Source organism: Candidatus Manganitrophus morganii (assembly GCA_021651055.1).
Lineage (GTDB): Bacteria > Nitrospirota > Nitrospiria > SBBL01 > Manganitrophaceae > Manganitrophus > Manganitrophus morganii.
In genome coordinates this window covers 1,341,701-1,355,845 of sequence record JAJHOH010000001.1, presented here as the reverse complement: position 1 = coordinate 1,355,845, position 14,145 = coordinate 1,341,701, and the positions used below count along the sequence as shown (strand labels likewise).

The window sequence follows — 14,145 nt, the reverse complement described above, 5'->3', positions numbered from 1 at the left end:
TACAGGCGATCTCCCTATCGTGTCGGATGGTAATATTCCTTGCCGCGCCGCATCTGTTTGACTTGGGTGACCAGATCGGTCAGATCGGCTCGATTCCGGACAAAGTCGATGTCGCTGGTTTCGACCACCAGGAGGGGGCTCTCATCATAATGGAAGAAAAAACGGTTGTACGCATCGTTCAGGGCGCGGAGATACTCCGGCCGGATCTCCTTCTCATAAGGCCTCCCTCGCTGTTGAATCCGATCGATGAGCGCATCGGTATGCGCCTGCAGAAAGATGACCAGGTCGGGCTTCGGAATATGGGGGTTCAAGATCTTGTAGATCTGCTCATAGAGGACCAGCTCCTCTTCGCGCAAGTTCATATAGGCGAAGATCCGGTCTTTGGGGAAGAAGTAGTCGGTGATGGTCGTTTCGGCATAGAGGCTCTGTTGGACGAGCTCCTCCAGCTGGCGGGCCCGGGAGAGGAGGAAAAAAAGCTGGGTCTGGAAGGCCCACTTCTCCGGGTCGTCATAGAACTGGGGAAGAAATGGATTCTCTTCCGCTTTTTCCAAAAGAAGGTCGGCCTTCAGCTCCTGCGCCAGGAGCTGCGCAAGGGTCGTTTTCCCGACCCCGATGGCCCCTTCGATCACAATTAGTCTGTTTGAACCCATCTTGCCTCAGCCTGTTTTTTAAATAAATGGGCGAATCTCAGGACGGTCCGTTCGACACCAGGGGGATTTTCTCCCATCCCGGCGCGGCGATTCTTTCAATCTTTGTAGAGACGTCCCGCCGGGACGTCTCTACATTCAAACGGCGGAGGGTCTCCGCGACGGAGGTATGAAGTGCCGGGTGGATGAAATCGGGTGCGATTTCAGTCAAGGGGACCAGGACAAAAGCGCGATTCGAAATGGCCGGGTGAGGGATCTGAAGTCCGGGCGCATTCAAGATCTGATCGTGATAGAAAAGAAGGTCGAGATCGATCGTACGGGGTCCCTTGGGAATGAGAATTGTTTTCCCTAATTGCCGTTCGATCTCCTGGCACTCCTTCAAGAGAGCGTCCGGGGAAAGGGAGGTCTCGACCGCAACGACGGCATTGTAAAATCGATCTTGTTCGAGGTAGTCGACCGGGTCTGTCTCGTAAAGGGAGGAGATCTTCTTAATCCGGATGCCCGGCGTTGATCCAAGCCGGCGGACCGCCTCGCGACAGGAGGCGAGCCGATCGCCGAGGTTCGAACCGATGCCGATAAAAGCGGGGGTCAGAGGTCGGAGGTCGGGGAGCGGTTTTAAAATGGGTTTCTTTTTCCCTGACCCCTGGCCCCTGGCCCCCGGTTCCCTTTTACCCACGGATTCCCGATTTTTCCATTCGGTCGAGCGCCTCTTCAAGCCGCTCCGTCCCAACGGTGAGGGTCATCCGGATATAACCTTCTCCGGCATCGCCGAATCCCTTGCCGGGGGTCGTGACGATCGCCGTCTTCGACAAAAGAAGGGCGGTGAAATCGGCGGAGGCGACCCCCGCGGGGGTCGGAATCCAGACGTAGAAGCTGGCGGGGGGCGGGGTTACTTTAAAGCCGAGTTTCTGAAGGCCCGGGATCAGGGTGTCCCGCCGTTCCTGGTAGATCTTCCGAATCGTTTCCACGACGCCATCTTCCATCTCCAACGCGGCAATTCCCGCTTCTTGAACCGCCTGGAAGACGCCGGAATCGAGGTTGCTCTTGATCTTTCCCAGCCCGGCTAGAACGTCCCGGTTTCCGACGACGAACCCGATCCGCCAACCGGTCATGTTGTAGGTCTTGGAGAGGGAGTGGAATTCCACCCCGACCTCCTTGGCCCCTTCGACCTCCAGGAAGCTGGGGGGGCGATTTCCGTCGTAGAACATTTCGGAGTAGGCGGCGTCGTGGGCGACGATGATGTTGTAGCGCTTGGCAAACTCGACGACGGCGCTGAAGAACCCCCGATCGGCGGTCGCGGCGGTGGGGTTATTCGGCGAGTTGATGAAGAGAATCTTGGCCGCCTTGGCCACCTCGGTTGGAATGGAGGCCAGGTCGGGGAGAAATCCCCGTTCGGCTTTCAACGGGATAAAATAAGACTTCCCGCCGGCAAATAAGGTTCCGGCATGATAGACCGGATAGCCGGGGCTCGTCATCAGGGCGACATCGCCCGGGTTGATGAAGGCGAGCGGGAAATGGCCGATCCCTTCCTTCGATCCGATCAGGGTCAACACTTCGCTCTCGGGATCGAGGGTGACATTAAAACGCCGCTTGTACCAGTTGGAAACGGCCTTGCGGAAGGGGAGCATTCCTTCATAAGAGGGGTATTGGTGGTTCCGCGGGTCCTCCGCCGCCTTTTGAAGGCGATGGATGATCGGGGCGGGGGTCGGTAAATCCGGGTCGCCGATCCCGAGGTTGATGATATCTTTCCCCTGGCGGATCGCCTCTTGTTTCATCTTGTCGATTGCCGCAAAGAGGTATGGGGGGAGATGTTTGATCCGCTCTGCCATCTGAACTTCTATCTGCTTCACGAGGTCTCCTTCTAAAGACAAAGGGTGTAGGGGGTAGGGTGCAGGGTGTAGTTAGGGACGAGAGGCGGTTTTATTTTCCCTACACCCTATACGCTACACCCTACACCCTTTTATTTTTCAGATTCAAAACGTCCATCATGTCGTAAAGCCCGGGGGGTTGTTGGGCCACCCAGCGGGCGGCCAGCAGCGCGCCCCTCGCGAAATTATTTCGGCTGTGGGCCCGATGGGTCATCTCGATCCGCTCGCCGGGGCCGGCGAAAATGACGGTATGGTCTCCGACCACATCTCCGCCGCGCAACGTTTGGATGCCGATCTCGCCGCTGGGACGCGGGCCGATGTTCCCCTGCCGGGAGAAGCGGCCGACCTGAGAGAGGGGGCTTTTCCGCGCGCGGGCCAATACGTCTCCCATCCGAAGGGCGGTTCCGCTCGGGGCGTCTCTTTTCTGCCGGTGATGCATTTCGACGATCTCGATGTCGTACGCCTCGCCCAGCGCTTCCGCCGCTTCCGCGAGCAGTTTAAAGAGAAGATTGACGCCGACGCTCATATTCGGAGAGAGGACGATTGCGATCTTTTCGGCGGCCTTTGCGATTTTTTTCTCTTCGTCATTCAAGAAACCGGTTGTCCCGATCACCATCGGTTTTCCCTTGGACATCGCTTCTTGTAGGATGGCCAATGTGTTTTGGGGCGAGGTGAAGTCGATGACCGCCTCTCCCGCCGGAATCGCCTTCTTGATCTGATCGGTGAGGGAAACCTTCCATTTCCCGACGCCGATCAGCTCCCCTGCATCTCTCCCGATCGCCGGGTGGCCTTTCTTTTCCAGCGCCGCGCCGAGTTCCAGATCTTCTTCGTGATAAAGACTATCGAGAATGGCCCGACCCATTCGACCCGCCGCACCCGAAATGATGAGTTTCATCTCCCTCCTTATTGTAGGGGACAAGGTTCACATCTTCTTAAGAAGTCCGTACCGCTTCAGCGCCGCTTTCAGTTTCTTGAGGTTTTCGTCCGACATGTGCCAGAGGGGAAGACGGACCTCGTCGGCGCATTTTCCCATCAAGGCCAGGGCGGCTTTGACGGGGATCGGGTTTGTTTCGACAAACATCACCTGATGCAGCGGGTAGAGCTGGTCGTGCAGCTTTTTCGCCCGGCCGTAATCGCCCCGCGCGGCGGCTTCGATCATCTGGGCCATGTCGGCGGGGGCGATGTTGGCCGTGACGGAGATGACCCCCTTGCCGCCGACCGCCATCGTCGGCAGCGCGGTGAAATCATCCCCCGAGAGGATCACGAGCCGTTCGCCGCAGAGCTGGACGAGGTCGCTGATCTGTTGGAGCGAGCCGGTTCCCTCTTTCATCCCGATGATGTTGTCGAATTCCATCAGCCGGGCCACGGTCGCCGGAAGCATGTTGACTCCGGTTCGTCCAGGAATGTTGTAGAGGACCAAGGGGAGATCGACCGCCTTTGCAACGGCTTTATAATGTTGATAAAGCCCTTCCTGGGTCGGCTTATTGTAATAGGGGGTGATCAGAAGAGCGCCGGCGGCGCCGGCCGCTTTGGCGTGCCGGGTGAAAGCGATCGCCTCTTCGGTGCTGTTCGATCCGGTCCCGGCGATCACTGGAATCCGCCCGCCGGCCATCTTCACCGCCAGCTCCACGACCCGTTTGTGTTCCTCGTGGGAGAGGGTGGCCGATTCCCCCGTCGTCCCGCACGGGACAATCCCGTGTGTCCCCGAACGGAGATGAAAATCGATCAACTCGCCGAATGCTTTTTCATCGACCTTCCCCTTTTTAAAAGGGGTCACAATGGCGACGATGGAGCCGTGAAACATGGGATACCTCGTTTTAATCTTTATAAAAGTGCTTCTTCCAAAAGTTCTCCCTTGTAGACGATCCGCGCGTCTCCTTCAAGGGTGATGTTTTTAAATGTCCGGCCTTCCTGGGTGAAATCGACCCCCAAGCGGATTCCGCCTCGCGTCAGGAGGGAAACGGGGGGGGCTGTTTTTTGGAGGGCGGTCGTGATAAGCGCGGCCGCAATCGCCCCGGTCCCGCAGGCAAGGGTCTCGTCTTCCACTCCCCGTTCGTACGTCCGGATCTTCAGATTCTGCCGGTCGGTCACGCTGATGAAATTGGCATTGGTGCCGCGCGGCGCGAAGAGAGAATGATGGCGGGTTGCGCGACCTAAGCCGATCACATCGACCGCATCCACATCCTCCACAAAGTAGACGACATGCGGCACGCCGGTGTTCGCGAAGTGGCCGGTATGGCTCTTTCCGTCGATCTCAATCTTCAGATCCAGCCGCAGGTCGGTCGGATCGGGGAGCCGGACGCGGACACGGTCGCCGATCACTTCGGCCTGGACGATGCCGGCGAGGGTTTCGATCGTATGTTTCGCCGAGGCGATTTTGTTTAGATAAGCAAACCGCGCAACACAGCGGCTGCCGTTGCCGCACATCTCCACCTCCCCGCCGTCGGCGTTGAGGTAGTGCCATTTGTAATCGGCCTTTGTCGACGGCTCGATCAGGATGACCCCGTCGGCGCCGACCGAGAGGCCCCGGCGGCAGACCCGGAAAACGAAATGTTTCATCTCCTGCGGATCGATCAAGGGGGTCCGGTGATCGATCACGATAAAGTCGTTCCCGCTGCCGCTGATTTTCCAGAAAGGAATCGGTTTCATTGATTTGTGTCTCTATATTTGTAGGGGCGACCTTTGTGATTGCCCAGGGGGCGAATACAAGATTCGCCCCTACGTTTAATCGGTGGAACCCGGTTTGGCCTTCTTCTCCCCGATGAGCGCCAACAACCCCTTCGCTTCTTCGTCCGTGATTTTGTCGTCGGTCATGATCGCCTGGATCCGGTTGCTGACTTCCAGCAGATCGGCGTCGCTGATCTGCTCGGCCTTGGCATTGTCATAAAACCGGTAGACCGTTTCGCGAACCTGCTCGGCCTCTTCCAGCGTATACTCCGAGGGGAGCAGCGCCACCAGCGCCTTATTGATGACAAACTTCTTAAACGTGAAATTATGAATTTCACGTCCCTTGACCGCCAACACGGTCATAAAAACGATCACCACCGCGCTCACAATAAGGAGAGTGAGGAAAAAACCTCTCCCCTGCTTGCGGGGTTTCCGTGTGGTTGCGGTCCTGCTTTCCAGGGGAAGAGTCCCTTCCGAGGGGTGGGAGGGATTGTTATGACTACCCAAAATCTAAAAACTCCGGGATCCGCTCGCCGCGGATCAAATCGTCCATGCTTTCGCGTTCGCGTATTGTAGCATATTTGTCGCCGTGTACAAGGACCTCGGCCGATCGGGGCCGGGCGTTGTAATTCGACGCCATCGAGAAGCCGTACGCCCCCGCGCTCAAGACCGCCAGGAGCTCCTCCGGCGCGACCTGCGGGAGGGTTCTCTCCTGCGCCAGAAAGTCGCCCGACTCGCAGATGGGCCCGACCACGTCGACGGTTGCGTTCCGCCGCTTCTTTTTGACCACCGGCACGATCTCATGATAGGCCTCATAGAGGCTCGGACGAATCAGGTCGTTCATTCCGGCATCGACAATGACAAAGTTTTTGGTCTCCCCCTCTTTCGTATAAATCACCCGGGTGATCAGCGCCCCGGCATTCCCGACCAGTGAGCGGCCCGGTTCCAAAATAATGGTGCAGCCGCTCTCTTTCAGCAGGGGAAGGATCGCCGCGGCGAGCTCCTTCGGGAGGGGGGGCTTTTCGGCATCGTAGGTGATTCCGAGCCCGCCGCCGATATCCCAGTATTTGATCTCCATGCCGCGCCCACGCAGCTCTTCGATTAATTTTGAAATCCGCTTAAGGGCATCGACGAACGGTTTGATCTGCGTCAGCTGCGAGCCGATGTGGGAATGGATTCCGACCACCTCGATATTCGAAAGACGCGAAGCGAGCTGATACTGCTCGACCGCCCGGGTGATCTCGATCCCGAACTTGCTCTTCTTCAACCCGGTGGAGATATAGGGGTGGGTCTTCGGATTAATGTCGGGATTGACCCGAAGCGCGACCGGCGCCTTGGTTCCCAAGGATTTGGCGACTTCGTCCAGAGCGGTCAGCTCTTGTGCCGATTCGACATTGAACATCAAGATTCCGGCGCGTAGCGCGGCCGCCATCTCCTTGCGGGTTTTGCCGACCCCGGCGAAGACCATCTTTTTCGGATCGACCCCGGCGGCCAGGGCCCGGTGAAGCTCCCCTTCCGAGACGATATCGATCCCGCCCCCTTCTTTGGCGAAGAGGCGAAGGATGGCGAGGTTGGCGTTGGCTTTCATTGCAAAGGCGATTAAGTGCGGAACCTTGGCAAAGGCCTTCTGATACGCGAGGAAGTGCCGGCGCAACGTGTTGTGGCTGTAGACGTAGAGCGGGGTGCCGACCTTCTCGGCCAGCGCCTCGATCGAAACATCTTCGCAGTAGAGTTTTCCCTTCTTGAAACGAAAATCGTGCATGATTCAATCCTAAAAATTGATCTGTTTGTAGGGGCTGCCCTACATTTCCATGTCCAACGCAAGCAGCGCCGGGTCGGCCGACTGCTGGAACGACTTTTTCAGGTTCATGAACTTCACATTGGCGGCGGCGGCGATCTTCGTAAGAAACTGGGGATCGGCCAGGGTCGAAAAGGCGGCCGGCGTCGCATGTTGCAGGTGTTCGAAATTGAGAACGATATCGACCTTCGCCCGCTCCGTCGCCTGAAGGATTCGCTTCTTCAGCTCCTTTGCATTCAACCGATCGAGCGTCCCTTCCAGGTTGACCCGAAGCTCGCGGAGCGTCTCCGTTTTCTGAGCCCGGATCTGGAGGAAGCGGTCGATCCGGCCGGAGACCTGTCCGGAAACCTCCTGGACCTTTTCCCGCAGCGAGTTTAAGGCGTTGGGGATCAGGTTCTCGGTCTCAACGCTCGGCAGTCTGGTTTGCAGGTTCTGGATCACCTGAGAGAGGGGGGAGATGCTTCCCTTCGGGGATGTCCGCTTGATGATGCTCCGGAAGGCCATGTTCATCATCCATCGCGCGAGCAGCCGCTGGTTGGTGTAGAAGAGACGCCGCATGATCGAGTCATGCGAGTAGAACCGATGATTGGCCCAATAAAACCCTTCTTGAAGGGTCTCTATCGACATCCGTTTCGGTTTGAAGACAACATGTTTCCCGTCGTATTTTTCCCACTCGTTGTGAAGGATTCTCCCCTCGGCCTTCATCCGGTCGAAGAGCGGGGTTCCCGGAAGCGGCGTCAGAATATTAAAGTAAGCAAGCTCCATGTTGTTTTGGATCAGGAAGTCGACCGTTTTCTCGAAGACCGTATCATCGTCATGGTCGAATCCGAAGATCACCCCCGGATTGAGCATGATCCCGTTATCATGGAAACATTTGATCTGCCGCTCGTACTGCTCGACCCGGTTGAACGGCTTGTTCGTCTCGTCGATGCTCTCCGCGAAGATCGACTCCATCCCAACGAACATGGCCACACAACCCGAATCGGCGGCGAGCTTCACCATGTCGGGCTCATCCCCCAGAAAGAGGGTGCACTGCGCCCCCCACTTGATATCGAGCGCCTTCAGCGCCGTCCAGAGCTCCTTGCAGTACGTCCGGTTCGAATTATGGAGATCATCGACGAAGGCGAAGAAAGTTCCGTCTTCAATCCCGGAGTAGAATCGGATCGAGGTTTTAAAACGCTCGAAGATCGGTCCCTTCAGCATTTTGTCGACGATCTTGCTCTGCCGCCATTCTTTGACACGCTGCATCTCTGCAATCACTTCGGGAACCGGCCGCCGGCGGGTGGTTTTCCCGTTGAAGGGAGAAACCGAGCAGAATTCGCATTCAAAGTGGCAGCCGCGGGTCGTCATCAAGCACTGGCCGGTCATGTAGGCGTCTTGTTTTAGCAACTCCAGCCGGGTTTGGCGATACCCTTCCATCGCCGGAAAACTTTCCATTCGATAAAACTTTTGAAGCTTTCCCTCCTCGAAGTCTTGAAGGAGTTTCGGCCAGAGATCCTCGGCCTCGCCGATGACGACGCTGTCGGCATATCGGGCCGCTTCCTCCGGCATATAACTTGGATGCACCCCTCCGAGGACGACGGTGATTCCCTTGGCGCGGAAGCGCTTGGCAATCTCATACGCGCGCGGGGCATAACAGGTCATCGCCGAGATACCGACCAGATCGACCTGGACATTATAATCGATGACCTCGACGCTCTCGTCGACGATTTGAATGTCCCAATGGGAGGGGGTATAGGCGGCCAGACTCGGGAGGCTCAGCTTCGGAAACCAGAGGACCTGGCGCTCTCTGGGGGCCATTCGATAGATGTTGTTTTCCGGATAGGGTTCGATAAATAAAATCTTCTTCCGCTGCTTCGCAACCGGCCTTTTATTCGCGGCTTTTCCGAGCTGTATCAACTGCATGGTACCTCCTTGCGTCTCGCTTCAGTAAAACACAGGTGGATTATGAGGGGCTGGATTCCGGGTTGTTCTTAGGGGTCGATCGATCTTGGCCGGGTTCTTCATCCGGCGCAACGGGATTCCCCTTTCTACCACAAGCCGATAGAAATAGAAAGCATAAAAAAAAGACCAAAATGTAGTATAACGGCTTTCGAATCACGGTTCAATTCCTCTTTTTCGGGAGTTTTACCGGGTTTTTGTTACCCTTTCAGCTTTCGTTTTATCTTTCGGATTTCGGCTTCGATCGATTGAGGAGCGGTCCCGCCGACCCCTCCCTTTCGTTGCAAAGAGCCGGTCAACGAAAAACATTCGAAAACATCCCCCGCGAAGAGGGGAGAAAAAGTCTGAAGCTCGGCCAGGGTCCACCCTTCCATCGGCCTGCCCTCTTCCAGGCTCTGGCGGACGATCTTCCCGGCGACCTTGTGCGCCTGCCGGAAGGGGAGCCCCTTCGGAACGAGGTAATCGGCGAGATCGGTGGCGAGGAGAAAACCCTCCTGGGTCGCCTCCAGCATCCGCTCTTTTCTGAAAGAGACCTGCCGGACCAAGTCGGCCAGCAGCCGGACGGCGCTTTTAACCGTGTCGACCGTGTTAAAGAGCGGCTCTTTGTCTTCCTGAAGGTCCCGATTGTAAGAAAGCGGAAGCCCCTTGAGGAGGGTCAGCAGGGCCAGGAGCGACCCATACACCCGCCCGGTCTTCCCCCGAATCAGTTCCAGCACGTCGGGATTTTTCTTCTGCGGCATCATGCTGCTTCCGGTGCAGAACCGGTCGGGGAGATCGATAAATCGGAATTCGGAAGAGGCCCAGAGGATCCAATCTTCCGCCCATCGGGAGAGGTGCATCATTAAGATCGACGCCGCCGAGAGAAATTCCACGATGAAATCGCGATCACTGACCGTATCGAGGCTGTTGGCGGTGACCTCGGAGAAGCCGAGCGCACGCGCAACGACCTCCCGATTGATCCCGAAGCTGTTCCCGGCGAGGGCCCCGGCGCCGAGCGGCATCTGGTCGATCCGCTTCAGACAGTCGATCAACCGGCCCCGGTCCCGCTCCAACATCTCATAATAGGCAAGCAGTTGGTGCGCCAGCGAAATCGGCTGGGCCCGCTGCAAGTGGGTGTAGCCGGGGAGGACCGTGCCGATGTGGGACTCGGCCTGTGCGACCAGGGCGCGTTGAACGGACCGGATCAATTCGAGCAGCGTTCGGGTCTCCTCCCGAAGATAGAGACGAAGGTCGAGCGCGATTTGATCGTTTCGGCTCCGGCCGGTGTGAAGTTTCCCCCCGACCTCGCCGACCTTTTCCACCAGCCGCCGCTCGATGTGCATATGGATATCTTCATCGGCCGCGGCCGCCTGGAGTCGATCCCCCTCCGCCGCGATCTCCGCTTCGATTTCTTTAAGGCCGCGAATCAGGGTGTCCCGCTCCCCCTCGGTGAGCAGCCCGGCCCGGCCGAGCGCTTCCGTATGGGCGATGCTCCCCTGAATGTCATACCGGTAGAGACGCCGGTCGAACGAGAACGACGAGGTAAACCGCTCCACCTCCGGATCGGTCGCCTCGGTAAACCGCCCTTCCCAGGCCTTTGTAAAAGCAGGGGAGGCGGGAGGCGAGAGGGGGGAGGCGTCGGAACCGGACGGTTTTTTGCTCCGCGGTTTCTCGGTTCCCTTTTTTTTACTTTTTCTTGCCATGCGGGTTTTTCGATCCTTTTCGACCCATCGCCATCAGCTTCAGCCGGAGGGCGTTGAGGCGGATGAAGCCTTCGGCGTCTTTAGGAATGTAGACGGTGTCTTTCTCGAACGTCGAGATCTCCTGGCGGTAGAGAGAGCGGGGCGATTTCCGGCCGGCGACCGTCACGCTTCCTTTATACAGCTTCAGGCGCGCCGTCCCGGTGACCCCTTCCTGCGCCCCGTCGATCAGACGCTGGAGGAGTTCCCGCTCCGGGGAGAACCAGTAGCCGTAGTAGACCAGCCGGGCATACTGCGGGATGAGGCTGTCGCGCAGATGAAGCACTTCCCGGTCGAGGGTGAGCGATTCGATCGCCCGATGCGCCGCGTGAAGAAGGGTCCCGCCGGGGGTCTCATAAACCCCGCGCGATTTGATTCCGACATATCTATTCTCAACCAGATCGACCCGCCCCACGCCATGTTCGCCGCCGATCCGGTTCAGCTCGCCGATCAACTTGGCGGGGGAGTATTTCTTCCCGTCGATGCTGACCGGATTGCCGTCGACGAACCCGATTTCAAGATAGTGCGGTTCATCCGGCGCCTTCCGAGGTGAGGTCGTGAAGGTAAACATCGACTCCGGCGGCTCCGCCCAAGGATCTTCCAAAATCCCCCCTTCGTAGCTGACATGGAAGAGGTTGCGATCGATGCTGTAGGGCTTCTCCAGCGTCGCCGTCACCGGAATCCCATGTTGATGAGAGTAGGCGATCAGCTCCGAGCGCGATTTGAATTCCCAGTCGCGCCAGGGGGCGATGATCTGGATCGAAGGGTCGATCGAAAGGTAGGTCAGCTCAAAGCGAACCTGGTCGTTCCCTTTTCCGGTCGCGCCGTGGGAGACCGCATCGGCTTTTTCTTTCTTGGCGACCTCCATCTGTCCCTTGGCGATCAGCGGGCGGGCAATGGAAGTTCCGAGGAGATACGATCCCTCATAAACGGCGTTGGCCCGGAGCATCGGGAAGAGATATTCCTTTGCGAAGATCTCCTTCAGATCGGTGATGACGACCTTGCTCGCCCCGGTTTTCTTTGCCTTCTCGGCGACGGCGGCGAGCTCTTCCCCCTGGCCGACATCGGCGCAGAAGGCGATCACCTCACACTGATACCGCTCGATCAACCACCGGATGATGACGGAGGTATCCAGCCCTCCCGAGTAAGCCAGCACGACTTTCTTTATTTTCTTCTCCATCGTCCCTTTCCTAAAACGAATCACTCAACTTCTATTATCCGACCCACCGCTCTAAAATCGCCTCCTGCATCGGGAGGCGGTTGTCGGCCTGATCGAAGATGACCGAGTGCGGCCCTTCCATCACCTCGGCGGTGATCTCTTCTCCGCGATGGGCGGGGAGACAATGCATCACCAGGACGTCGGGCTTTGCCTGGGCCACCAGTTTCTGGTTGATCTGGTATGGCTTGAACGTTCTGACCCGCGCCTGTTTTTCCTTTTCCTGGCCCATCGATACCCACACGTCGGTGTAGAGAATGTCGGCTCCCTCGGCGGCTTTTACCGGATCATGAATGACCTCAACGTTCCCGCCGTTCTTTCGAGCGACCTCCTCTGTTTCCTTCACGATGTTACGATGCGGCAGGAACTTTTTCGGGCAAGCAATCACGACCTTCATTCCCACCTTCGCCCCGCCTTCCATCAAGGAGTGGGCGATGTTGTTGCCGTCGCCGATGTAGGCGAGCTTGAGTCCTTTCAACTTCCCCCGCTTTTCAAGGATGGTGAGGAGGTCGGAGAGGATCTGGCAGGGGTGGTGAAGATCGGTCAGACCGTTGATGACCGGGATCGACGCGTTTCGGGCCCAATCTTCGAGCTTCTCCTGCTCATAGGTCCGGATGACCAAGCCGTCGAGATAGCCGGAGAGAACCCGCGCCGTATCGCCGATCGTCTCGCCCCGTTTGATCTGAATATCGTCGAACGAGAGGAAAATCGGGTGCCCCCCGAGCCGCGTGACCGCGACTTCGAAGGAGACGCGTGTCCGCGTCGAGGATTTCTCAAAGAGAAGTCCGACCGACCGCCCCACCAAAGGGAGCGATTCCTTCGACGCGCGCGAGCGATTTTTATAATACTGCGCCCGTCGGAGGAGCCACTCGATCTGCTCCACCGAGAGGGAGGCAAGGCTTAAGAGATCACGCTTCGGCATGGGAAAGCTCCGTGAGAATGTCGGTCAGCAAAGCAATCATCCGATCGATCTCGGTCCGGCGAATGGTCAAGGGGGGAACGAACCGGAGGGTCTGATCGGAGGTTCTGTTGAGGAGAAGCCCTTGCGCCATCGCTTTGTTGATGACATCGATGGCCGGAATCGTCAGATCGATGGCGACGATCAGCCCCACGCCCCGGACTTCTTTGATGACCGACGTCTTCCGCTGAAGCTGGGTGAGCTTCTTCATTAGATAAGCCCCTTTGTCGCGGACCCCTTTGAGAAAGGCCCCCTGCGCCACCTGTTTGATCACGGCGACCCCCGCGGCGCAGACCAATGGGTTTCCACCGAAGGTCGAGGCGTGGCTTCCGGGGGTGAATGACGCGGCGACCTCCGCGCCGGCGAGCATCGCCCCGATCGGAACCCCCCCGCCGAGACCTTTCGCCAGGGTCATGATGTCGGGGACGATCCCTTCGTATTCATAGGCAAAGAGCCGTCCGGTCCGTCCGATGCCGGTCTGGACTTCATCGAGGATCAGTAGAAGGCGGTGCCGGTCGCAGATCTCTCGGACTTTCGTCAAATAGCCTTTCGGGGGGACCCGAACCCCCCCCTCTCCCTGGATCGGTTCGAGGAGGATGGCGGCGGTTTGCGGCGTGATCGCCTTCTCCATCGCCTCCGGATCTCCGTAGGGGACATGCCGAAAGCCGGGGAGGAGCGGATCGAACCCTTTCTGATATTTTTCCTGCCCGGTGGCGGTCACCGTGGCAAGCGTCCTCCCATGGAAGGCGCCCTGCGCCGCGATGATCTCGAATCGGGAAGGGTCGCGCTTTTCTTTGGCAAACTTTCGGGCGAGCTTGATCGCCGCTTCATTCGCCTCCGCGCCGCTGTTGCAGAAGAAGACCTTGTCGGCAAACGAATGGGTGACGAGGAGCTTGGCCAATTCGATCTGCGGGAGGTTGTAGTAGAGGTTTGAGACGTGGAGAAGCTGTGCCGCCTGCTTTTGAATCGCCTTCACCAGGCGGGGATCGCAATGGCCGAGACTGTCGACCGCAATCCCGCTGACGAAATCGAGATAGCGATTTCCATCCACATCGACGACCGTCGCCCCTTTTCCCTGCTTTAAAACGAGAGGAAAGCGGGCATAGGTCGACATCAAATACCGGTCGCCCTCTTTCATCCACGATGAAGTTGTTGATCGCTTTTTCAAGGAGCTTGCTCCCCTCGGCAAAATAGGAAAATTCTTATATAACACAGAGTTCCCGCTGGAAGCAATAAATATTGAGAGATTGCGGTGAAGGATGCCGGCCTTTCACTCCGGCATCCCTTGCCGGAAGCGGTACGGAAATTGCTCAAAGCCTCCTTCGGGATGAT

13 protein-coding genes are annotated in these 14,145 nt (G+C 57.8%); all 13 read right to left on the bottom strand.

Annotation, left to right across the window (positions count from 1 at the left end; translation table 11 throughout):
- Positions 1 to 14: 14 nt before the first annotated feature.
- The gene (locus MCM46_05980) at positions 15 to 650 is read right to left on the bottom strand and encodes a deoxynucleoside kinase (GenBank protein ID MCG3111357.1); all 636 of its coding nucleotides are present in this window, start codon (positions 648 to 650) and stop codon (positions 15 to 17) included.
- Between the two features lie 37 nt (positions 651 to 687).
- Positions 688 to 1,323: a 2-amino-4-hydroxy-6-hydroxymethyldihydropteridine diphosphokinase gene (gene folK, locus MCM46_05975; protein MCG3111356.1), complete on the bottom strand. Its 636-nt coding sequence runs from the start codon at positions 1,321 to 1,323 to the stop codon at positions 688 to 690.
- Entirely contained in the window at positions 1,316 to 2,497 is a 1,182-nt protein-coding gene (locus MCM46_05970; GenBank protein MCG3111355.1) for an LL-diaminopimelate aminotransferase, read from the bottom strand. Before MCM46_05970 ends, folK begins: the two co-directional genes overlap by 8 nt.
- Positions 2,498 to 2,597: 100 nt before the next feature.
- Positions 2,598 to 3,410 carry a 4-hydroxy-tetrahydrodipicolinate reductase gene (gene dapB, locus MCM46_05965; GenBank protein MCG3111354.1) on the bottom strand — a complete coding sequence of 271 codons (813 nt, stop codon included), beginning with the start codon at positions 3,408 to 3,410 and terminating at the stop codon, positions 2,598 to 2,600.
- Between the two features lie 27 nt (positions 3,411 to 3,437).
- Positions 3,438 to 4,319 carry a 4-hydroxy-tetrahydrodipicolinate synthase gene (gene dapA, locus MCM46_05960; protein ID MCG3111353.1) on the bottom strand — a complete coding sequence of 294 codons (882 nt, stop codon included), beginning with the start codon at positions 4,317 to 4,319 and terminating at the stop codon, positions 3,438 to 3,440.
- A 20-nt stretch (positions 4,320 to 4,339) separates the two neighbouring features.
- The gene (gene dapF, locus MCM46_05955; protein MCG3111352.1) at positions 4,340 to 5,164 is read right to left on the bottom strand and encodes a diaminopimelate epimerase; all 825 of its coding nucleotides are present in this window, start codon (positions 5,162 to 5,164) and stop codon (positions 4,340 to 4,342) included.
- A gap of 75 nt (positions 5,165 to 5,239) precedes the next feature.
- Positions 5,240 to 5,560 carry a hypothetical protein gene (locus tag MCM46_05950; protein ID MCG3111351.1) on the bottom strand — a complete coding sequence of 107 codons (321 nt, stop codon included), beginning with the start codon at positions 5,558 to 5,560 and terminating at the stop codon, positions 5,240 to 5,242.
- 121 nt (positions 5,561 to 5,681) lie between these two features.
- Positions 5,682 to 6,944, bottom strand: coding sequence for a diaminopimelate decarboxylase (lysA, locus tag MCM46_05945; protein MCG3111350.1), 1,263 nt, complete (start codon positions 6,942 to 6,944; stop codon positions 5,682 to 5,684).
- Positions 6,945 to 6,983: 39 nt separating this feature from the next.
- Positions 6,984 to 8,885: a cobalamin-dependent protein gene (locus tag MCM46_05940; protein MCG3111349.1), complete on the bottom strand. Its 1,902-nt coding sequence runs from the start codon at positions 8,883 to 8,885 to the stop codon at positions 6,984 to 6,986.
- A 236-nt stretch (positions 8,886 to 9,121) separates the two neighbouring features.
- Complete coding sequence (gene argH / locus MCM46_05935; GenBank protein ID MCG3111348.1) at positions 9,122 to 10,603, bottom strand: argininosuccinate lyase; 1,482 nt, start codon at positions 10,601 to 10,603, stop codon at positions 9,122 to 9,124.
- A complete protein-coding gene (locus MCM46_05930; protein MCG3111347.1) occupies positions 10,587 to 11,819 on the bottom strand; it encodes an argininosuccinate synthase in 1,233 nt (410 codons plus the stop codon). Before MCM46_05930 ends, argH begins: the two co-directional genes overlap by 17 nt.
- Positions 11,820 to 11,853: 34 nt before the next feature.
- Entirely contained in the window at positions 11,854 to 12,777 is a 924-nt protein-coding gene (gene argF, locus MCM46_05925) for an ornithine carbamoyltransferase (protein ID MCG3111346.1), read from the bottom strand.
- Positions 12,764 to 13,981 (bottom strand): acetylornithine transaminase, encoded by a 1,218-nt coding sequence (locus MCM46_05920; GenBank protein MCG3111345.1) that lies wholly within the window; start codon positions 13,979 to 13,981, stop codon positions 12,764 to 12,766. Before MCM46_05920 ends, argF begins: the two co-directional genes overlap by 14 nt.
- Positions 13,982 to 14,145: the final 164 nt, after the last annotated feature.